The following is a 20,190-nucleotide window of genomic DNA, read 5'->3' as shown; positions in this document are numbered from 1 at the left end:
GAACAAAGTCGCTGGTCCCGTCGATTTCAAAACCGTAGTTCAGCCGTGTACGGGTGGTTCCGGGCAGCGCCAGACCACCGCGCGAGGCAAATTTTTCCCCCTGTATGCACCATTTCAAAGTTGAAGTGACCGGTTTCCTTGCGGATGTCATAGGACAGGCGGTAGGCGGTATCCGATATACCGTTTGCATCTTCTGAGCGTGCGGCTTCGGCTTCCCATACGCCACCCTGCGTGCCCTCGTGGCGGATATAGGCAGAGTGCAGCCGCTCGCGGGCGGTATTGCCCCGTTCGGCGTCCGCATGAACGATACGCGCACCAACGGTTGTGCGGTCGGTCAACGCGACGTTCACCTCCCCGCCATAGAGCCAGTAGCGGTCGGCCCCTTCCACGTCCACTTCGTAGGTCACGCGCACCGACACAGGATTGCCCTGACCGTCGAACTGGCGCACGGCATTGTCAAAGGTGATCGAGTTACCGAAGAAATCAAGCAGGTAATCGCTGCCACGGCGCAGTGCGGTGGCCGAGATCACATCACCACCTTCTTCATCACGCACCAGCAGTTCGACCCGTTCGGAGCCTTGAACATAACCGTCCAGATCCAGATCGTAGGGGCCGGAAACACCCCGCCCAGCGAATTCCTGCACGCGCTGCTCTTGGGCGGTGCGGGCACCAAACAGGGTTACGCCGACCTTGTCGTTTTCCCAATGTGCCTTGGCACCGGTCACTACGCGCCGCATACCGTCAAGCTTGAGCGCGCTGGCCTCGGGTTCGATCGCGATGTCACCGTAGAGGATGTAGGAACGCCCTTTTTCAACCTTAACGTACAGGTTTTCGGAGGATTGTGCGTCAAAGCCGCGTTCGGAATTGTCGCCATAGACCGGATAAAATTCATCACCGCGGATGTCGCGGAACAGGCGATCTTCGGTGTCGCGGTCCGAGCTATAGCGCAAGGTTAACAGCGCATCGCCCGAGATCACGCCCTTCAGATACACTTCGCCGCGCAGACCGGTGGTGGTATCTTCGAAAGAGCTAAAGCGGTCCGCGTCCAGCAGTTCACCCTGCGCACCGCCCAAGGCCACAGCCCCTTCGATCACGCCAACCATGATGCGTTGGTCCAGATCAGGTGTGAAGGTGATGGTTTCTTCGGCGCGACCAAAGGCACCGCTGATAGTGATACGGTCCGTGCCGGCAACCTGTGGCGGGATCAGCCCGAATGTCGCCTCGCCGTTGTCAAGATAGACCTGCACGCCGGGGGTACCGTCGCGGATGTCTGTCACGTCCCACAGAGCCAACTTTGCGCTTAGCGTTATGGTGCCCGAGGTAGGCACAAGCAGGCCACGAGCATCCAGAACACGCACCAAAACCGGGATCACATCGGTCGGCGATGCAGGTGCGGTGGCGGGCAAGATCACCTCGAATTTTGCGGGTTTGCCGGGGGCAATAACTGTGATCTGCTGGCGCGCACGTTCGATGCCGAACCCGTCACGACCAACCAGTGTCAGGGTGTTTTTCCCCGCGTTCAGCTTTACCGCCACGAAATCCAGCGCTTGCGTGTTGTTTTTCTCAAAGCTCGTACGCTCGCCCACACGGTCACTGCTTAGCTCGCGTCCGTTCACCAGCAGGCCCCGCGACAGGTCGCCCTTACCTTTGACCCGTACACTTTGGGTGCGGCGGTCTAGCGTCTGCCCGTCGGTCAGGTCAATAAAACCAGATGCGTCGTCGAGGGTCTTGATCAGCAGCTCAAGCGATTGGCGCTTCGCCCTGCCAGTCGCCTTTTCAGCAACAGAGTTCGCCGCGCGACTTTCGTCCAACCGCTGCATCAGGCGCGGTGTCAGCTGGGTGGTCGTCGCCACGCCGGCTTCGCTGCGCACGGAACGCACGGGCGCACGCTGGCCTTCGATGGGCAGATCGGCCGCCGTCAGTGCATTGGACTGGGGCTGCTGTTCGAAATGTTTCTGCCGCTGCGCAACTTCGGCCATTGCTTCGGCGGTGCAGTCGCGCACAGCAAAATGTTCGGCACGCAGTTCCCCCTTGCGCAAGGGGATCAACCGCGAACCACCGCGCAGCAGATCGTTGGTGCGTGTTACGGTCACTTCGGTGCCTACGGGGAGGGTCTCTTGCTGCACCAGGAACGCATGGGTGACAGGGCGCAGACCGAACAAAGAGTATTTACCATCCATATCAGTCACGACCGACAGGCCTTCTTGCGTCACGATACGCACGCCGGGGATGCCTGGCTCTGTGTGGTCGCCGCGAATACCGTCTTTGTCGCAATCCAGGAAGACCGACCCGATGACAGTGGCTTCGCGCGCGAAGACGCCACCGCTGTTGTTCAGCTTGACCATTGCGCGGGCGGTCTGGGACTGGATCACAGTCCCGGTGCCGGCCTGACGTCCGGTCAGCACCGCTGTGTTCTCGTTGCGGCCTTCGCGGGCGGCTGCAGTGAACTGCATGACATAGCTCACCTCATGGCTCGAGAGCGGTGCAAGCGGCCCCAAGGCATAGGTCATATCACCCGATGCATCGATGGTGAGGTCGTCGATAGGGTCACCGTTGAAGGTCACTGAGCCTGCAACCAATTGGCTGCCATAAGGCGGGCGATCCAGGATTTCCGCACCGATCAGCGCCTGGTCCATGTTATTAGAGAAATTCAGGGTATAGACGACGAACTCGCCTGCGCCGACCGTGTCTTTGTCTGCCTGCTTTGCGAGTGTGAGGGGCAGGCTGTAATGTGGATCCGCAGGGATATCCGATACCGCCAGCATACCGCCGCTATGACGGAAGCTCGCCATGAAACCGGCGCTGGCAACGCGACGGTTAAAGCCCGCAAAATCAGCACGCACGGAAGGCACGTCCCATTCAGGGGCGTTCATGACCGCAAACTGGAACTCACCGGCAGGCATCTCCCCGAAGCTGAAGAAGCCGCGAGCATCGGTCATGCGACGCGCCATTTCAGCGCCCGTGTTCATATCCATCAGCGCAATGGTCACATCACCAATCGGCTCGTTTGTCAGGGAGTTGAACAAGAAGTTACCCGGTGTGATCAGCAAATGATCTTCCAGCGCGGCGTCGGCGCAATCAGCGGTGGCGATCAGGCGGTCCCCATCCGTGGTTGCAACGACATTGTCACCGGACGCTGGCATGTCCATCCGCGCCATGGGTACGGCCGGCGTGAGGAAAATGCCGCTGTTAGGCTCTGTTTCGGTCGCGGTCACACGCTCTACGTCTCCGGTCAAAAAGCTACGCAGGGTGACGATCGCACGGTCCACCGACATTGTGTCGTTGCAAGCACCCGCGGTAAGACGAAGCCGCGTATCGCTGTTGGGCACTGCATAAGGCTGGTCCTCTGCGGTTTCGGGGTGTTCAAATCGCAAGGTGCCCGTACCCGAGGTATCGCGGCGATAAACGGTCGTGTTAGAGTCGATATCGACAGTGCGATCTTCCATTTTCATAAAGCTACGGGCAGTGTTGGCGACCTCTATATCGCCCAGTCCCATGGGCGCGCTCACCATAAAGGCGGGGTCGCGGGCTAAGCCGACCTCGTAGTCACCCTCGTGAAAGAACGCTACTGCGTCGACTTCGCCAGCAGGGCGCGTGGTCCGGTAGTCATGACGCGCGTCGCCCGCTGCGTGGTACAGTGCAACCATGGCGCTAGGATCGGTGATGCTGTGAAAACGGGCGTTCAACGGGATCTCGTCGCGCAGCAGAACCCCGGTGACACTCGCCCCGTCGATGCGGATCTGCGCCCCATGCACGTCACCATAGGCCAGCACGTCCCCGTCAGAATCGTTGCGCAGGCGCAGCGTGTAAGTCAGCTGTGTCTCGTCCTCCGTCTCGCGAACGCTCTGTTCCTTTTGCAGTTCAAGCGTGCTGCCTACGATGGTGGTTTTACCAATTGCTGCGCCCGACAGTATCCGACGGCTGGCGCTGCGCGTGGTATTGCGCGTGGCGGTGCCCGTGGCACTGGTGGCCGACACTGACAACACCGACTGCATCAGCGTGGTAGGCGTGGCATGAAACGAGGTGCGGAATTCGTAGATAAGCTGAGCGGTGTCGCCCACATCCATATACATCGGCGCGCCGGAGTTCATCGTGGCCTCGCCATTGTCGATGCGCCCATTCGCGTTCGCATCGTGGACAAGACGCGTGTCGTTCATCATCGCCGCCCCGGCCTGGTGGCTCATGGACATGTTGGTGTTCAGCGGCACATTTCCGATATTGGTGACCTCGAAGTAGTATTGGGCCATCGCGCCGCGGGTCAGCAACAATTCAGAGTATCCGGTTACATCCAGCGCGGGCACTGCGGCGACCTTGGCATCGACGGCATTCGAATAAACCGTTTCGATGATGCCCAGCGCTTCGTTAAAATAGATCGTCTGCGCGACGTTGCGGATAAAGGTTCCCGCAGGGACCTGCTTGGCAGCGGCACCCTGTGGCAGGAGGCAGATCACCAGCGCGACGGTCCAGAAACACGACATCATGCGCAGAGCGGTTTTGTGAACAGTGTGGCCCATTTGATCTAACCCTGTTTTATCTTTGTTAAGAGGAAATGCGGCCCCCCGGAGCGAGGGGGGGGAAGGTGCTCCGGGGGACCAAGGGTACGCTTACTCGTCCACCTGAACGGTGAATTCGAGTTCAGCGGACCAACCCGGAAGCACCGTGCCGTGGTCACTTGAGATGTTGCTCGTTGTGACTGTGGATGTGCTGCCTGCCGGGATGAGCGTCTCGCTGCATGTGCCGCCACAATCGACAATCGACGTGTAGGCGGGCGCGGCATCAGAGATGATGACGTCTGCAGCGGGAGAGGAGCCGGTGTTTTCAGCTACAACCTTGTAGCGGATACACTGACCTGGTTCGACGTCTTGACGGGTCTTGGTAAAGGTCCCGACAGCGCCAGTGCAGCCGGCGTCGATGTACTGGAACTTGCTCAGCGTGATGTCACCAGAGATGATCACGATACGGTCTTCTACTGCGTTGTCAGTCGGATCCGCATCGGTCGCTGTGGCGTTGTTCAGCGATGGATCAAGGGTGATAACGCTGTTCTCGGTCACACCGCTTGTCGATGTCGAAGGGGTCTGCACACGGTAGATCACCGAGATGCTGTCACCGGGGGCAAGCCCGTTCACACCAGCCGATACACCGTCCGTCAGATCATCAAAGTTGTCGATCACCAGTTCAGAGGGGTCGATCACACCGTTGCCATTGGCGTCCCAGAACAATGCGCCCGAGAAGTTGTCTAGCCCTGCATCATCAATTGCGCCTTCGGTGATAGCAACGTTACCGGTGTTGGTGATGGTGTGGGTCATATCGACGATCCCACCCGGCGAAGCCTGAGCCGTCTGGTCATCGATGATCTCTACATTATAGATCTCTCTTACGGTGACTGCGTTGACGATCCGGTCGCCTTGGCCCGATACAGAAGAGATCAACGCGATGTCTACCAAGGTGTCACCAGGGAGCTGATCTTCAGGCGGGGTGATCACAACGGTGAAGGTATCGCTTGAACCAGCCGGGATGGTCCCGGTGTTGGTAATCGCAGACCCGTCAGCAGAGCGGAATTCGACGGTCCAGCCAGCGGGCAAAGCTTGCGCAAGCGACAGATTGTAGCTGTCAGATACCGGACCGTTGTTTTGAACGACCATGTCATAGGTGACCGGCGCACCGGGATCGGTGGGATAGGTCACCCAGGGCGCGCCGCCGTTCGTGGGGTCAAGGCCATCGCCTTCGGACCCTACGACCGCGTTCTCAAGATCAACGGACGATGCAAGGACAGCACCCGTGAATGTCGCTGTCGATGTATCCGATACACCTGAGGCATCCGATGTGGTTTTCACGGTGGCGCTGTAATTGGCAGCGCCGGTTGGTGCGGCGTCTGTTGGCAGTGTAGCGATCAAGGTAACCTTGACGCTGTCACCTGCAGCAATCGGGCCTACAGAACCGATGATTGGTGTGATCCCGTCCGCACCTACGAACCGGAAGGTTGTGCCATCTGGATAGGTATCGGTGACAGTGTTGATATCAAGCGTCAGGTTGTCGGTCTGGTTGGAACGGTTGGTCAGAACGAACTCGTGTTTGATTGTGCCGCCTTGTTGCGCATCGGCGGTCTCTGTCACGACATCGTTGTTTTGCCCGTCATCATCGGTTCCTGAAGCAGTGGTTGCATCTGCCGCACCGGCACCGTCGATGGCTGTATCAGCGATGGACACAGCGAACTGGTCGTCCACGATGATCGAGGCTGTGTTCGATGGCGGGAAAGCGACGGAGTCAACTTCTTGAGTCGCGACATTTTCGATGATGCCCGCATCCGCAGTGTCCAAAATCACCGCTTGGAACGTCACGCTGCCAGAACGACCAGAGTCGATATTCGAGATGGTAAAGTTCACACTTTGACCATTGTTATCGAAGGCGATGGAGTCAGCCGTGGCCGTATTTGGACCGTTATAGGCGTCAGGTGTCGACGACCCATTGGTATCATCCAGCGGATCTGTAGCATCAGACCACTGAGCCGAGCCCGGAACGTATTCCAGACGTCCGTCCAGGATGTCATCCACAACGTAGTTTTGCGCAGCAGCAAGGCCGGTGCTCGAGTAGGTCAGCTTGATGGTCACTGTGTCACCGGCGTCGACGATGTTCGTGTTCCCGCCTGAGCCTGCATCCGCAACCATGGATTTGACCAGTTCGACAATCGCATCGTTAGAGATGGTCAATGTATCGGTATTGAGCGCTGTCTCGGTGCCATCAAGGTTCGAGACCGCTGTGACGGCCATGTCGTCAGTGCCTGATGCATTTGATGGGGCAGTGACTTCGATGATGACGCCGAACTGTTCGCCCGAGGCTAATGTTGGTGTTTCACTCAACGGCGTAGCGCTATCGGCGACACCATCCATGTTCGCATCCGGATAGAAGACGATGCCAGTGGGCTCAAGAAAGCCTGTACCTGACTCAGTTGCCGCGAGTGTGAAAAAGTCTGCGCCGTTCCCGTCGTTGGTAATGATGTGCGGCAGGAAAGCCTTACCACCAGGTGCAATTGTTTCGTTGTTATTCGACGTCATCGTGACGCCAGCAACCTGCTGCACGATCGTTTCAACTGTGTTTGACGTGACCGTAATGGTATCGCCAGCTTCGTTTGTATACGTCGCAACCGCTTGGTTGCCGATCACGGACCCGGCATCTGGCGAGGCCGCCATGGCGACTGCGCCAAATGCGGCTGTGACCGCCATCGCGCTTGCAGAGCGCATGAAGAATGATTGATGTTTCACGTTAGTCGTTCCTTTGATTTAATTTGAAATAAGCAAATTGGATCAGGTTCCCCCCGATCAGTTGACGCGCACCCGGTAGCTGTTGAGTGCGATTTCGCCTGACTCCAGAGGCTCGCTTAGCGTCCAACGGACGGCAGCGATCTGATCCTCAGGAAGCGGTTCTGGTTGAAGTGTGCCATCTGCACCGGCGACCATGCGTGTGGCGGGGAGTGTGGACCATTCGAGGCCATCGTTTTCAGGGTCGAGGTCTGCCTGCACTTCGAACACAGCCTTGATGGAGGTGCTTTCGGCGCCCAGTGTCAGGGTCACCCCTTCGGGTACCGGTGCCGCAATGACGATCCCTGCAAGGGCTTGCTCGGTCGTGTTCTCGTGCTGCAGCTGGTATTGAACAACCTCGCCGGGGCGTACTGTACCCCGTTCGATCAGCGCTTCTTCGCCCTCGGCTGCTTCAACAATGCGGAAGGAAAAGCTGCTTGAAAGTGCGTCGGCAAAAGCCGGCACACCGGCGACAGAAATCGCAACACCTGCGAGCAACGCACGGGCAATCTGGTTGGTTTTAAGTGACATATTGTTTCCCCTATAGGCCGGCCCTCGCCGGCAGTTTTGATGAACTGTCCCAGTGGCTGGGCTGTCCTGAATTCATCATCACGGGAAATATCTCGCGCTGCATTCTCGCTTAGGGTTAGATTTTTGATCTGCTGGGCAGCCCTCTACCCGTCCGTATATGCGGCGCTATCAATTCGAGGGCACAACACGCAATTCGCGCGGTGATTGCAGCTGCAATCCCGCGTCGGACTGCACAAGGCAGGCGGTTCGCCCACGTGAAACAGGGCGTTGATTCTATCTATTCGGGGGGAATATCGCCCCGATCTGGGGCGAAGAATATGCGACACCCCGTCCGGATAACTGGACAGGGTGTTTCGTATAGTTAACGGTTAGTGAGAGTGACCGTGCCCACCGTGGTCGTCCTCATCCAGCGATCCGTGCACGGCAAACTGATCAATCCCCGCATCCTGCGGTTCGATGAAACGATAGCTTTCGCGCACACCGCTGTCGGACAGTTCGCGTGCGACGGTCAGCAGCGTGTTGGGGGCGTGGTCGGCGCAAAGCTCCATCATCTGGGCGACTTCTTCTTCTGCCACAGGGCGCGCGGCTTCGGGCGAAGGTGCGCCATAGATCTCGACGAAATGCTTCATCAGCTGCAATGTGATTGCCTCGACCTCAAACGGTTCCGCCTTGGTCACCGCGACAAATGTCACGCGGCCAAAGGTTTCCACGCCCATCCAGCCGTTCGCAAATGCCTGCCGCGCCTTGCCGGTCAGATCGCCTTCGGACCAGTTCGAAAACTCGAACCCGCCGGATACGCACCATTCGCCCGTACGCGCCGGAGAATGAAATACATTACGGTCGCTTTCATCAAAGTGGATGGCGCGGGCGAGGAATAGATCACTCATGAGGCTGGCTCCAGCAGGTCGGTCAGTGGAATAAGATGCGTGGTCTTGTCGGTTTTCAGCAGCAGGCCAAAGTTTTCGTCAACACCGGTAAAGCTGCCGGTCAGGTCGCCATGGGTCATGTGCTCTCCCATGGCCCAGGCCAGCCCCGTCCATTCTTTATGGAGCGGGCCTGCGCCGTCATCCATCCAGCGGTTCAGCGCAACCAGCATATGCCGCGCCCAAGCCTCAAGAAGGTCGACCGAACCGACTTCGGCACAGCCTTCGCCATACAGCGTGGTCACATCGGGCGTATCGCCTGGCGTGTCATTCTGCGGCAATAGCTTCACGTGAAACGCTACGACCAGCCAGTCAGGCACTTGGGTCGGATCGCTTTCAGAGGCCGCTGCACGCATCTGCCCGCAAATCGCGCCATTCAGCCGCAAATCACCGTTCCATGCCAGATGTACGCCCACCTCGGGCGGCGCTAGCGCGCCAAGGGCATTCTGGAACCCCACGGCGCAAAGCGGCAGCATCGCCATTGCTTGGGCCAGCGGCACCTCGGGCGCAAAGACGATGGCGACCTGCAAGACGCTCGGCCCCAGATCATACAGCACCAGCCCCGCATCACACCCCTGCCGCGCCTCTGCGCAGGCCTGCTCGAAGGGGTCATCAGCCTGCGCACCCGCCAGCAAGGGTGGAAAAACGGGGCCGTCGCTCATGCGTGTCCGCCCGCTATCAGGGCCTTGGCCACTTTGCGGAAGCCTTCGGCCTGCGTGCTGTCGGGTTTGGACACCACAATCGGCGCGCCGCCGTCAGCCGCGACACGAATGTCCAGATGCAACGGTATCTCTGCCAGCAGCGGCACGCCCAGCTTTTCTGCCTCGGCGGCGACACCGCCATGCCCAAAGACATGTTCCTCGTGCCCGCAGTTGGAACAGATATGGGTGCTCATGTTCTCAATCATCCCGATGATCGGCGTCTTGAGCTGGTTGAACATGTCGATCCCCTTGCGGGCATCCAACAGCGCTACATCCTGCGGTGTGCTGACGATGATCGCGCCGTCCACATGGGCCTTTTGCGCCAGCGTCATCTGCACATCGCCGGTGCCGGGCGGCAGATCGACGATCAACACATCCAGTGCGCCCCATTGCACCTGCATCATCATCTGCTGCAATGCGCCCATCAGCATCGGACCGCGCCAGACCACCGCCTGATCGTCGTTGGTCATCAATCCGATCGACATCATTGTCACGCCAAAGTTGCGCATCGGCAGGATCGTTTTACCATCAGGCGACGCAGGCCGGCCGGAAACACCCAGCATCCGCGGCTGCGACGGACCGTAGACATCGGCATCCAGCATGCCCACGCGGCGGCCTTCGGCGGCCAGCGCACAAGCAAGATTCGCAGCAACGGTAGATTTCCCGACGCCACCCTTGCCTGACGCGATGGCAATAATACGGTCCACGCCGGGGATCTTCTCTGGCCCTGCGGGTTCGGATTTGCGGCCCAGTTTCAGATCGGGCGGTGGGGCTTGTTTGGAATGGGCGGTCAGCACAGCCGAGACAGAGGCAACCCCCTCAAGCGCTTTGACCGCGGCATCTGCCTCGTCGCGCAACTTGGCGTAGGCGTCGGCATGGCTTGGGTTCACCTCAAGCACAAAGCGCACCGCGCCCTCGTCAACGGTCAATGCTTTAACAAGGCCCAGTTCGACGATGTCCTTGCCGGACACGGGGTCATTCAGGGTTTTCAGGCAGGCCAATACGGCATCACGGGTGACGCTCACGCTTCGGACTGCCCTTGGATTTTGCCGGTCACGACATGTTCAAGGTCCAGCCCGTCAACGGTCAGAACCACTTTAGCCTCGAATGTCTTGCCGCCGGTATCGCCGTTTTCGCGCATCGCTTCTTCGATGGCTTGCTGCGAGGTCACGCCGACCTGCTTGAGGAACTTGCGCATCGACATGTTGAAATCATCGCTCATGATTTTCTCCTGTTCTGGGGTGGGTCTGCACAGCGCCTAGTGGTCTTTGCGCTTGCTAAAATAGTCTTCGGATGTGCGGACGCGGGGGCGTTCTTTGCCCGCTAGCGGATTGTTCTGCGCGTGATACTGCGCGTTGATCCTGCAATTGTCGCACATCTGGATCATCTTTGCCGCCTCGGACGAGGCGAACATAGCGTGCTTGCCCGCCAGCTTTTCGGTGATCTTTTCCACGGTGGATTTCACGCCGAACAGCGACCCGCATTCGATGCAGGCAAAGGGTTCTTCCTCGTGCAGCACCACTTGGGTAAAGGCCTGCGCGGTCAGGTTCAACTGGGGTTTCAGCGTGATCGCGTCTTCGGGGCAGATATTGGCACAGAGCCCACATTGCAGGCAGGCATCTTCTTGAAAGCGGAGCTGCGGCAGATCGGGATTATCGCCAAGCGCGCCCGACGGGCAGAGCGACACGCACGACAAGCACAGCGTGCAGGCATCCGTATCCACCAGCACGGCACCATAGGGAGCAGCATCGGGCAGATCGATCACCTTGGCCTCGGGCTGCAAGGTCTTGCCCGCAAGCCGCGCTACCTGACGGCGGGTACCCAGCGGCAGCAGCGTGTCATGCGCGGGCTGCAGCGTTTCGGTAACCAATGCGGTTTCCAGCGCATCGGGGTCGGCAACATCAATCAGGCGGATCGTATCGGTGCCACTGATGGCACGGGCAAGCTCGGCCTGAACCTCGATCACGTCACGCTCTGTACGCGGCGACAGCAATACATCCACATGCGCAAAACCGCAGCCAAGTGCGGCCAGCATTTCAGCATGGCCGAACCCTGCAAGCGCATCTACGGCCAGCGGGATTACATCAACTGGCAAGCCAGCGCCGAACCGCGCGTAAAGGCGGATCATCTCGGCCCCGTGGTCTTCGTCATGTACCAACAAGCGCGGCGCGTTGCCGCCTGCCTTGCGATAGGTCGATGCCAGCGTCGACACCCGGCGAAACAGCGTATCCACGGGCGGCGCGTCATAGGTGATTGCGCCGGACGGGCACACGGCCGAACAGCTGCCACAACCCGCGCAGATCATCGGGTCGATCGCGACATGTTCACCGGCAGAGGTAATAGCCCCCGTCGGGCACAGGTCCAGGCAATTGGAACAGGCGGGCTGTTCGGCTCGCGAATGGGCGCACAGGCTTTTTGTCAGCCGGACATACAGCGGCTTTTCAAAGGTCCCGACCATCTGCATGGCCTCGCGTACGGCCTCTGCCACAGCAGGCTTACTGCCCGGATCGGCCCGCAGATAACCGTCGCGTTTGTGCGGCGCGGGAAACAGCGATGTATTTCCCGTCAAATCGAGAATGATATCGCATTGCGATTTTGCCCCGTCCCGCGGCGCGGTGAACGACGGCGCACCGCGCCCACCGGGGATCAACATCTGCAACTGGTCAAAAGTCAGGTTGAAATTGCCCAACGCGCCCGACGCCTTGCGCAGGTCGCCTTTGACCACGTCGAAACGCGGATCAACCGCCGTGTCATAATCACCCTGCCACAACACCGTCACGGCCAATGTATCGGCCACGGTTTCAGCCACCTCAAGCGCGAGGGCCGGGGGGGCCATGATCAGGCAAGTGCCTTCGGACACCACATCCAACACACGCGGAGCCGGTGCCGCCAGTTGCTGCTCTGCCAAAAGCGCCGCCATCTTGGGCGTCGCGTCACCCTTGTCATCATGCCAGCCGGCGCGGTCACGGATATCGACGAACTCGGGCACATCTGCTTCGATCTCGGCGGCAAGCTCTTCAAAGCGGGGGCGCTCTTGCTGGCAGGCGATCACGGTGTCGCCCGCCGCCATCGCCTCTGCGGCAATGCCAATCTGATCTGTGCACAGGCAGGTATAGACCTTGGAGCACGGCAGACCCGTCGCCTTTGACAAAGCAGGCGCATCAATATCCTGACTGCCCAAACAGTCGCAAAGCAGAAAAGTCTTTTCCATAATCTCCTCAGGGACAGCACCGATGGGTATCAAGCAAGCGTCAGGGTGCTGTCAGCGCTTGCCCGACAAGCTAGTGGTGTTCGCGACCCGCCGCAAACCCCTATTTACCCCCCTTGGCCGCGAAGGGGACGTTTGCATCCACAGCATGAATTACCCAACAAAAACAGTCAGAAAGGGCCAAGCCCCAAGTAAATATGGCAAATATTGACGTTCGGTAAATGCTGCATTGCGGCATTCACAAAACTGTGTGATTCAGCCCTAGAATCCCCTTTGATCCGCGTTATGATTACGTCAATATGGGGTCGGAAACGCCTGAAACATCATTGGAAACTGAAATTGAACGCACCGCTTAAATCAGCGCAAACGATGCCCGTAGGGGTTGTCCTTCGCAAGTCGCCTGGCGTGACTCGGTGGGCGAAGGTCGTTTGGCGTGCGGTTTGCGTTCTGCCGGGTGCCGACCCTGCCGACTGGAAGCTGCTGCGCACAGAAGGCGGTGTTTCTGATTATCACGTGACCACCGTGCCGCTGACGCTGTATCGCTCTGATACAGAGGCTTATGTTCACGGCCTCGCCGCCAATGTGCCCTGCCTTTACATCATCTGCCGCGAGACCCGCGACGCCGACCGCCCGCTTGACGTGGTGATGGTCACCGCATCGCCCTATGAGGCGCAAGACTACAGCGACAATGGCGAAGACATCGTTGAAAAGGTGATGATGACGCCACAGGTTCACGCGTGGATCAGCGCTTATGTCGAAACGCACCACGAAGAAGAAGCCTTTGTGAAGCGGCGGCGCGACAAATACCAAGAGCCGAAACAAGACGGCATCGGGGATGCGCGCATCTCGCAGACCTCTGATGTATACCGTGCGCCGCGTACGGCCCGTTCGGGGCCATCGCAATGACCCGTCAAACCTCTTTCTGGGATCGTCGCCGCGCTGCCGTCAAAGCAGAGCAGGCCGCCGAACAACAGGCCGCCGTTGCGCAGGCCGAGGCAGAGCATCAGGCCACGCTGGCGGAAAAGACCGACGAAGACCTGCTGGCAGAGCTTGACCTGCCCGATCCCGACACGATGAAGTCCGGCGATGATTTCTCGGCGTTCATGGCACGTGCCATTCCTGAACACCTGCGCCGTCGTGCGCTGCGCAAGCTGTGGGTGTCTGATCCGGCGTTGGCCTGTCTGGATGATCTGGTAGATTATGCCGACGACTACACCCAAGCGTCTGCGGTAACGAATTTCACCACAAGCTATGAGGTGGGCAAGGGCCTACGCCGCCATATCGAAGATGTCGCACGCAAAGCGGCCGCATCGCTAGAAGCTGCATCTAATACGGCAGAGGCTCCTGCGATCGACGAAGATATCCAGCCCGCTGCACCGGTAGAGATCGACGCGGACGCCGCAGTCGCCCAAGCGGACGCCCCCGCAGAAACCGCTATCGCCGACGCCGCGATAGAGGAACCCGCCGCCCTGCCCCCGCGCCGGATGGCCTTTCGTTTTGAGGAGCACCGCGCATGACCGCTGCCGCCCAAACCATACAGGTCTCTGCCGAAGACCGTCTGCGCGCCGATTTGTACAACTATCTTGGCGTGATGCTGGCACGACCTGCCGACCAGATGCTGCTGGACCAGACCGCTGGCCTGTCGGGAGATGACAGCGCCTTGGGCGAGGCGATCAACGGGCTGGCGCGTGTGGCCAAGGCCGTCACGCCCAAAAAGGTGCAGACGGAATTTAACGCGCTGTTCATCGGGCTCGGGCGGGGCGAACTTTTGCCCTATGCCAGCTATTACCTAACAGGTTTTCTGAATGAAAAACCACTGGCAGCCTTGCGCAGCGACATGGCCGCACAGCGCATCAGCCGCGCCGAAAACGTCTTTGAACCCGAAGACAACATCGCCTCCCTGATGGAGATGATGGGCGGCATGATCGTGGGCCGCTTTGGTACGCCCGCCAGCGATGCCGCGCAGCGGGCATTCTTTAACAAACACATCGCGCCTTGGGCTGGTCACTTCTTTACCGACCTCCAAGGGGCCAAAAACTCCGTCCTGTATGCAGGGGTTGCCGCTGTCGGCAGCGCCCTCATGGGCATCGAACGCGAAGCATTTCGTATGACGGCGGGATAACCGCACAACATCAGGCGGGGCCTTACCCCCCGCGCAACCAAGGAAAGGGGTTTAACCCATGACCCAGGATACCAAAGGCACCAACCGCCGCAATTTCCTGAAACTGGCAGGAACCGCTGCACCGGCAACCGCCGTCGCCGTGGCCACCAGCGGCACCGCCGCAGAAGCGCAGCCGGTCGACCTGCAGTCGGACCGGATGCAGGATACCGCGCATACCCGCGCCTATCTGGAAAGCACACGCTTCTAATTCAGTGATCAACGACCCGCGGGCCCAACCGCGGGAGGAAAACTCAGCCCCGATCCGACCCTCGCGGTCAGAGCACGCGGGCCTCTAGGGAGACTATTATGCTTCGGAAAAAGACCAACGGGATGGCACGGCGGCCCCAGCGGGCGGGCATGCTATCCGACATCGCGGAAAAATCCGTTGACCGTCGCGCGTTCCTGCGCGGGTCCGGTCTGGCCATCGGTGGCCTTGCGGCGATCGCATCGACCGCGGGCTCTGTGACACAAGCGTCGGCAGCAACAGCCGTCAGCGGCGCGGTAGAGACGATCAAGTCGGTCTGCACCCACTGTTCGGTTGGCTGTACGGTCATTGCCGAAGTGACGAATGGCGTCTGGACGGGTCAGGAGCCCGGTTGGGACAGCCCGTTCAACCTTGGCTCGCACTGCGCCAAAGGGGCGTCGGTACGTGAACATGCCCACGGTGAACGCCGTCTGAAATACCCGATGAAAAAAGAGGGTGGCCAGTGGGTTCGGATCAGCTGGGAACAGGCGATCAACGAAATCGGCGACAAAATGAATGTGATCCGCGAAGAAAGCGGTCCCGATTCCGTCTATTGGCTCGGCTCTGCCAAGCATAACAACGAACAGGCGTATCTGTTCCGCAAGTTCGCGGCCTATTGGGGCACCAATAACGTCGACCACCAGGCGCGTATTTGTCACTCCACCACCGTTGCGGGCGTTGCGAACACATGGGGCTACGGCGCCATGACCAACAGCTATAACGACATCCACAACAGCCAGGCGATCTTTGTGATCGGTGGCAACCCTGCCGAGGCGCACCCTGTATCGCTGCTGCACTTGCTGAAGGCAAAAGAGCAGAACAACGCGCCGATGATCGTTTGCGATCCACGCTTTACCCGAACGGCGGCCCATGCGGATGAATATGTCCGCTTCCGTCCCGGTTCGGACGTGGCGCTGGTCTGGGGTATCCTCTGGCACATCTTCGAAAACGGGTGGGAAGACAAAGAATTCATCCGCACCCGCGTTTGGGGCATGGACCAGATCCGTGACGAAGTCGCGAAATGGACACCCGAAGAGGTTGAACGCGTTACCGGTGCACCTGCCTCCCAGCTTGAGCGCGTCGCGCGTACGCTGGCCAACAACCGTCCCGGCACCGTGATCTGGTGCATGGGTGGCACGCAGCACACCAACGGTAACAACAACACCCGCGCCTACTGCATCTTGCAACTGGCCCTTGGCAACATGGGCACCGCTGGCGGCGGCACCAACATCTTCCGTGGCCACGATAACGTGCAGGGTGCCACCGATCTGGGCGTTCTGGCGGATACACTGCCGGGCTACTACGGACTGTCCGCAGGCGCTTGGGCACACTGGGCACGGGTTTGGGAAGAAGACCTTGAATGGTTGCAATCCCGTTTCTCCAAGGCGTCGTTCAACGACACCTCGATGATGAACCTGACCGGTATCCCCGTGAGCCGCTGGATTGACGGTGTGCTGGAAGACAAGGAAAACATCGACCAGCCGGACAACACCCGCGCGATGGTTCTGTGGGGCCACGCGCCCAACTCGCAGACCCGCCAAAAGGAAATGGTCACGGCGATGGAAAAGCTCGACCTGATGGTTGTTGTCGATCCGTACCCAACGGTTTCCGCCGTTATGCAAGACCGTCAAGACGGGCTGTATCTGTTGCCCGCAACGACCCAGTTCGAAACGCGCGGCTCTGTCACCGCGTCCAACCGGTCGCTGCAGTGGCGTGATCAGGTCGTTGAACCCCTGTTCGAATCCAAGCCCGACCACACGATCATCAAGCTGTTCGCCGACAAGTTCGGCTTCAGCGATCGTTTGTTCAAGAACATCGCGCTAGACGGCGATGAGCCCAACATCGAGGACCTGACCCGCGAATTCAACCGCGGCATGTGGACCATCGGATACACCGCTCAAAGCCCTGAACGCATGAAGATGCACATGGCCAACCAGCACACCTTTGACCGCACCACCCTGCGCGCCAAGGGCGGACCTGCCGATGGCGACTTCTACGGCTTGCCATGGCCTGCTTGGGGCACCCCCCGAGATGAACCACCCCGGCACGGCGAACCTGTACGATATGTCCTTGCCAGTGGCCGAAGGCGGCCTGACCTTCCGCGCCCGTTTCGGCGTCGAGCGTGACGGTGAAAGCCTGCTTGCCGACGGCGTTTACAGCGCCGGGTCCGAGATCAAGGACGGCTACCCAGAGTTCACCATGTCCATGCTGCGTGAACTGGGCTGGGACAAAGACCTCACCGACGACGAGATGGCGGTGATCAACTATGTCGCGGGCTATCCCGAAGGCGCACCGGCGAATGCAAAGCCGAACGAGGAAGTCGGCGAAACATCGCAAACCGGCGAAACTCCGTCGGATTACGTTGCCGATACCGGTGGTGTGAACTGGAAAACCGACCTTTCGGGCGGCATCCAGCGTGTCGCGATCAAGCATGGCTGTGCCCCTTTCGGCAACGCCAAGGCCCGCGCCGTGGTCTGGACCTTCCCCGATCCGGTGCCAATCCACCGCGAGCCGCTGTACACCAACCGTCGTGATCTGGTCGCCGATTACCCGACTTATGACGACAAAAAGTTCTGGCGCCTGCCAACAATGTATAAGTCCATTCAGGAAAACGACTTTTCCAAGGACTATCCGATCGTGCTGACCTCTGGTCGGTTGGTCGAATACGAAGGTGGCGGCGACGAAACCCGGTCCAACCCTTGGTTGGCCGAGCTTCAACAAGACATGTTTATCGAGATCAACACCCGGGACGCCAACGATCTGGGCGTGCGTGACGGGGCCGATGTCTGGGTCGAAGGCCCCGAAGGCGGCAAGATCAAAGTGATGGCGATGGTCACGGAACGTGTCGAAAGCGGCGTGGCATTCATGCCGTTCCACTTTGGCGGCCACATGGAAGGCGTCGATTTGCGGGACAGATATCCAGACGGGGCTGACCCTTACGTCCTGGGTGAATCCACCAACACCGCGCAAACATATGGCTATGACTCAGTAACTCAGATGCAAGAGACCAAAGCGACCCTCTGCAAAATCTGGACAGCGTAAGGAGACCAACAAGATGGCAAGAGCAAAGTTTCTCTGCGACGCCGAACGCTGCATCGAATGCAACGCCTGCGTCACAGCCTGTAAGAACGAACACGAAGTGCCGTGGGGCATCAACCGTCGCAAGGTCGTCACGATCCAAGACGGCCAACCCGGCGAACGGTCGATTTCAGTCGCGTGTATGCACTGTTCAGACGCGCCTTGTATGGCCGTCTGCCCAGTAGACTGTTTCTACCAGACCGACGACGGCATTGTCCTGCACTCCAAGGATCTCTGCATCGGTTGTGGTTACTGCTTCTACGCCTGCCCCTTTGGCGCGCCGCAGTATCCACAGGCAGGCAACTTCGGATCGCGTGGCAAGATGGACAAATGTACCTTCTGCGCCGGTGGCCCCGAGGAAAACCACTCCGAAGCCGAATTCCAAAAGTACGGCCGCAACCGGATCGCCGAAGGCAAGCTGCCAATCTGCGCCGAGATGTGTTCAACCAAAGCACTGCTGGCCGGTGACGGCGACGTCGTCTCGGGCATCTACCGCGAACGCGTTGTCGCACGCGGCTTTGGCTCGGGCGCTTGGGGCTGGGGCACGGCATACGAGCAAAAGGGCGGCTAATCCCCCTTTCGCATATTCATGCTTTCCTTGGCCCGCTGGCACCTGCTGCTGGCGGGCCAACTATCTTTATCCTGTCGGAGGTCCCGATGACATTGCTGCGCGTTCTGCTGCCTCTTATATTCCTTGTGTCCTTTGCCGGCCTCTCTGCCGCGCAGGACACCACCGGCGATGCCTCGGTCCTGCAACCGGGCCAACAGTCGCTTGAAGACATCATGGCCCGCCAACGCGGCGAGGACGTGCCTTTCGGGGCAGAGCTTCCTTTGCCGCTCGAGGGGGACGCCCCGCCGGCGGAAAGCCACCTTGGGCCGCTTGGCGCATCCTCTGATGCCGACCTATGGCGCGAGATCCGGGCGGACGCCCTGCCCGACGCGCGCGCCAGCAACCGCGGACCTGCAGCCAAGGTGCTGATGCAGGACGGTGGCATATGGTGGCTGAATTTCCGCCACGGCCCGCTGCTGACCTATGGCAGCCTGCTGTTGGGCGTCACAGTTGTGCTGATGGCGATTTTCTATCTGATCCGCGGACGTATCCGCATCGAACACGGGCGCGCGGGCATCACCATCGAACGGTTCAAGTTTATCGAACGGTTTGGACACTGGCTGATCGCCAGCTCCTTTATCCTGCTGGCGATCACCGGTCTGGTGTCGCTTGCCGGGCGTAAGCTGCTGATCCCGCTGTTCGGCCACGAGGCGTTTTCGACCTTTGCCATCGCGGGCAAGTGGGTGCACAACAACGTCTCATGGGCCTTTATGCTGGGGCTGGTGATGGTGTTCGTCATGTGGATCGTTCACAACCTGCCGGACCGCACTGACATCAACTGGATCCTCAAAGGCGGCGGTATCTTCGGCAAGGGCCACCCGCCCGCCAAGAAGTTCAACGCCGGTCAAAAGCTGATCTTCTGGGCCGTGATCATTCTGGGCACCTCGATCTCTGTCTCGGGTATCTCGCTGCTGTTCCCGTTCGAGCTGACCATGTTCGAACCCACGCTGGCGCTGCTGAATGATATGGGCGTGCCGCAACTGCTCGGCCTTGGAACAGTGGATGCGACGCTGACCCCGCAAGAGGAAATGCAATACGCCCAGCTGTGGCATGCGGTTATCAGCTTTGTTCTGATGGCTGTGATCATCGCGCATATCTATATCGGAACACTCGGTATGGAGGGCGCGTTTGAAGCAATGGGATCGGGAGATGTCGACCTTGAATGGGCACGCGAGCACCACAGCATCTGGGCCGACGAAGTTGTCGCAAAGCAGGGTAAACCTGCCTCTGGCACGCAGCCGGCAGAGTGATATGATGCGAAAAACGCCCCCCACCCAGCGTGCCAATGCGCATCAACGAGGTACTGAATGAAAGCTTTTATCACTGCCATCGTCGCCTTGGTCGTTCTTGCTGCGGGCATGAACTTTGCGTTGGACAACGCTGGGTTCTCCGCGGCCGAGCAGACCTCTTCGGATCGTAATGTCCGGCTGGGCGACTAA

15 protein-coding genes and 1 pseudogene are annotated in these 20,190 nt (G+C 59.5%); 8 read left to right on the top strand and 8 right to left on the bottom strand.

All coding sequences use genetic code 11. The features are described from left to right. Positions 1 to 26: 26 nt before the first annotated feature. The 8 genes from GLP52_RS13490 to GLP52_RS13455 all read right to left on the bottom strand — a co-directional run bounded on the left by GLP52_RS13490 (position 27) and on the right by GLP52_RS13455 (position 12,661). Complete coding sequence (locus GLP52_RS13490) at positions 27 to 4,514, bottom strand: hypothetical protein (RefSeq protein WP_237273570.1); 4,488 nt, start codon at positions 4,512 to 4,514, stop codon at positions 27 to 29. Between the two features lie 90 nt (positions 4,515 to 4,604). After that, the gene (locus tag GLP52_RS13485) at positions 4,605 to 7,259 is read right to left on the bottom strand and encodes an NEW3 domain-containing protein (RefSeq protein ID WP_093731952.1); all 2,655 of its coding nucleotides are present in this window, start codon (positions 7,257 to 7,259) and stop codon (positions 4,605 to 4,607) included. Between the two features lie 57 nt (positions 7,260 to 7,316). Beyond that, a complete protein-coding gene (locus tag GLP52_RS13480; RefSeq protein WP_093731953.1) occupies positions 7,317 to 7,826 on the bottom strand; it encodes a hypothetical protein in 510 nt (169 codons plus the stop codon). A 368-nt stretch (positions 7,827 to 8,194) separates the two neighbouring features. Further along, positions 8,195 to 8,713 (bottom strand): DUF6505 family protein, encoded by a 519-nt coding sequence (locus GLP52_RS13475; RefSeq protein ID WP_093731954.1) that lies wholly within the window; start codon positions 8,711 to 8,713, stop codon positions 8,195 to 8,197. Then, positions 8,710 to 9,411, bottom strand: a complete 702-nt coding sequence (locus tag GLP52_RS13470) for a biotin/lipoate--protein ligase family protein (protein ID WP_093731955.1) — start codon at positions 9,409 to 9,411, stop codon at positions 8,710 to 8,712. Before GLP52_RS13470 ends, GLP52_RS13475 begins: the two co-directional genes overlap by 4 nt. Beyond that, positions 9,408 to 10,475 (bottom strand): iron-sulfur cluster carrier protein ApbC, encoded by a 1,068-nt coding sequence (apbC, locus tag GLP52_RS13465; RefSeq protein ID WP_093731956.1) that lies wholly within the window; start codon positions 10,473 to 10,475, stop codon positions 9,408 to 9,410. The genes GLP52_RS13470 and apbC overlap by 4 nt, the downstream gene beginning before the upstream one ends. Then, positions 10,472 to 10,672, bottom strand: a complete 201-nt coding sequence (locus GLP52_RS13460; protein ID WP_093731957.1) for a DUF6494 family protein — start codon at positions 10,670 to 10,672, stop codon at positions 10,472 to 10,474. The genes apbC and GLP52_RS13460 overlap by 4 nt, the downstream gene beginning before the upstream one ends. Before the next feature lie 36 nt (positions 10,673 to 10,708). Continuing rightward, positions 10,709 to 12,661 carry a 4Fe-4S binding protein gene (locus GLP52_RS13455; RefSeq protein ID WP_237271102.1) on the bottom strand — a complete coding sequence of 651 codons (1,953 nt, stop codon included), beginning with the start codon at positions 12,659 to 12,661 and terminating at the stop codon, positions 10,709 to 10,711. 366 nt (positions 12,662 to 13,027) lie between these two features. Here GLP52_RS13455 and GLP52_RS13450 point away from each other — a divergent pair, with 366 nt between their 5' ends. The 8 genes and pseudogenes from GLP52_RS13450 (at position 13,028) to GLP52_RS19515 (ending at position 20,190) form a co-directional block, all read left to right on the top strand. Next, complete coding sequence (locus GLP52_RS13450; protein WP_237272615.1) at positions 13,028 to 13,564, top strand: DUF3305 domain-containing protein; 537 nt, start codon at positions 13,028 to 13,030, stop codon at positions 13,562 to 13,564. After that, positions 13,561 to 14,175 carry a DUF3306 domain-containing protein gene (locus GLP52_RS13445; protein WP_237271101.1) on the top strand — a complete coding sequence of 205 codons (615 nt, stop codon included), beginning with the start codon at positions 13,561 to 13,563 and terminating at the stop codon, positions 14,173 to 14,175. The genes GLP52_RS13450 and GLP52_RS13445 overlap by 4 nt, the downstream gene beginning before the upstream one ends. Next, a complete protein-coding gene (locus tag GLP52_RS13440; RefSeq protein WP_237271100.1) occupies positions 14,172 to 14,780 on the top strand; it encodes a TorD/DmsD family molecular chaperone in 609 nt (202 codons plus the stop codon). The genes GLP52_RS13445 and GLP52_RS13440 overlap by 4 nt, the downstream gene beginning before the upstream one ends. A 58-nt stretch (positions 14,781 to 14,838) precedes the next feature. Beyond that, positions 14,839 to 15,027, top strand: a complete 189-nt coding sequence (locus tag GLP52_RS13435) for a twin-arginine translocation pathway signal protein (protein ID WP_237271099.1) — start codon at positions 14,839 to 14,841, stop codon at positions 15,025 to 15,027. Positions 15,028 to 15,125: 98 nt separating this feature from the next. After that, positions 15,126 to 18,105: pseudogene (locus GLP52_RS13430) on the top strand (formate dehydrogenase subunit alpha). 13 nt (positions 18,106 to 18,118) lie between these two features. Beyond that, positions 18,119 to 18,712, top strand: a complete 594-nt coding sequence (fdh3B, locus tag GLP52_RS13425; protein WP_005850298.1) for a formate dehydrogenase FDH3 subunit beta — start codon at positions 18,119 to 18,121, stop codon at positions 18,710 to 18,712. A gap of 86 nt (positions 18,713 to 18,798) precedes the next feature. After that, the gene (locus tag GLP52_RS13420) at positions 18,799 to 20,001 is read left to right on the top strand and encodes a formate dehydrogenase subunit gamma (RefSeq protein ID WP_237271098.1); all 1,203 of its coding nucleotides are present in this window, start codon (positions 18,799 to 18,801) and stop codon (positions 19,999 to 20,001) included. Between the two features lie 57 nt (positions 20,002 to 20,058). Beyond that, on the top strand, positions 20,059 to 20,190 hold the full coding sequence (locus tag GLP52_RS19515) for a hypothetical protein (RefSeq protein WP_272903163.1): 132 nt from the start codon (positions 20,059 to 20,061) through the stop codon (positions 20,188 to 20,190).

Origin of the sequence: Sulfitobacter sp. M22 (assembly GCF_021736025.1) — a bacterium.
Lineage (GTDB): Bacteria > Pseudomonadota > Alphaproteobacteria > Rhodobacterales > Rhodobacteraceae > Sulfitobacter > Sulfitobacter litoralis.
The sequence above is the reverse complement of the archived record's forward strand: the minus strand, read 5'-3'. Positions and strand labels throughout refer to the sequence as shown.

Coding starts and splice junctions, on each gene's coding strand:
- GLP52_RS13440 (WP_237271100.1), top strand. CDS start 14,172: ATGACCGCTGCCGCCCAAACCATACAGGTCTCTGCCGAAGACCGTCTG.
- GLP52_RS13480 (WP_093731953.1), bottom strand. CDS start 7,826: ATGTCACTTAAAACCAACCAGATTGCCCGTGCGTTGCTCGCAGGTGTT.
- GLP52_RS13435 (WP_237271099.1), top strand. CDS start 14,839: ATGACCCAGGATACCAAAGGCACCAACCGCCGCAATTTCCTGAAACTG.
- GLP52_RS13470 (WP_093731955.1), bottom strand. CDS start 9,411: ATGAGCGACGGCCCCGTTTTTCCACCCTTGCTGGCGGGTGCGCAGGCT.
- GLP52_RS13490 (WP_237273570.1), bottom strand. CDS start 4,514: ATGGGCCACACTGTTCACAAAACCGCTCTGCGCATGATGTCGTGTTTC.
- fdh3B (WP_005850298.1), top strand. CDS start 18,119: ATGGCAAGAGCAAAGTTTCTCTGCGACGCCGAACGCTGCATCGAATGC.
- GLP52_RS13475 (WP_093731954.1), bottom strand. CDS start 8,713: ATGAGTGATCTATTCCTCGCCCGCGCCATCCACTTTGATGAAAGCGAC.
- GLP52_RS13450 (WP_237272615.1), top strand. CDS start 13,028: ATGCCCGTAGGGGTTGTCCTTCGCAAGTCGCCTGGCGTGACTCGGTGG.
- GLP52_RS13420 (WP_237271098.1), top strand. CDS start 18,799: ATGACATTGCTGCGCGTTCTGCTGCCTCTTATATTCCTTGTGTCCTTT.
- GLP52_RS13460 (WP_093731957.1), bottom strand. CDS start 10,672: ATGAGCGATGATTTCAACATGTCGATGCGCAAGTTCCTCAAGCAGGTC.
- GLP52_RS19515 (WP_272903163.1), top strand. CDS start 20,059: ATGAAAGCTTTTATCACTGCCATCGTCGCCTTGGTCGTTCTTGCTGCG.
- GLP52_RS13455 (WP_237271102.1), bottom strand. CDS start 12,661: ATGGAAAAGACTTTTCTGCTTTGCGACTGTTTGGGCAGTCAGGATATT.
- GLP52_RS13445 (WP_237271101.1), top strand. CDS start 13,561: ATGACCCGTCAAACCTCTTTCTGGGATCGTCGCCGCGCTGCCGTCAAA.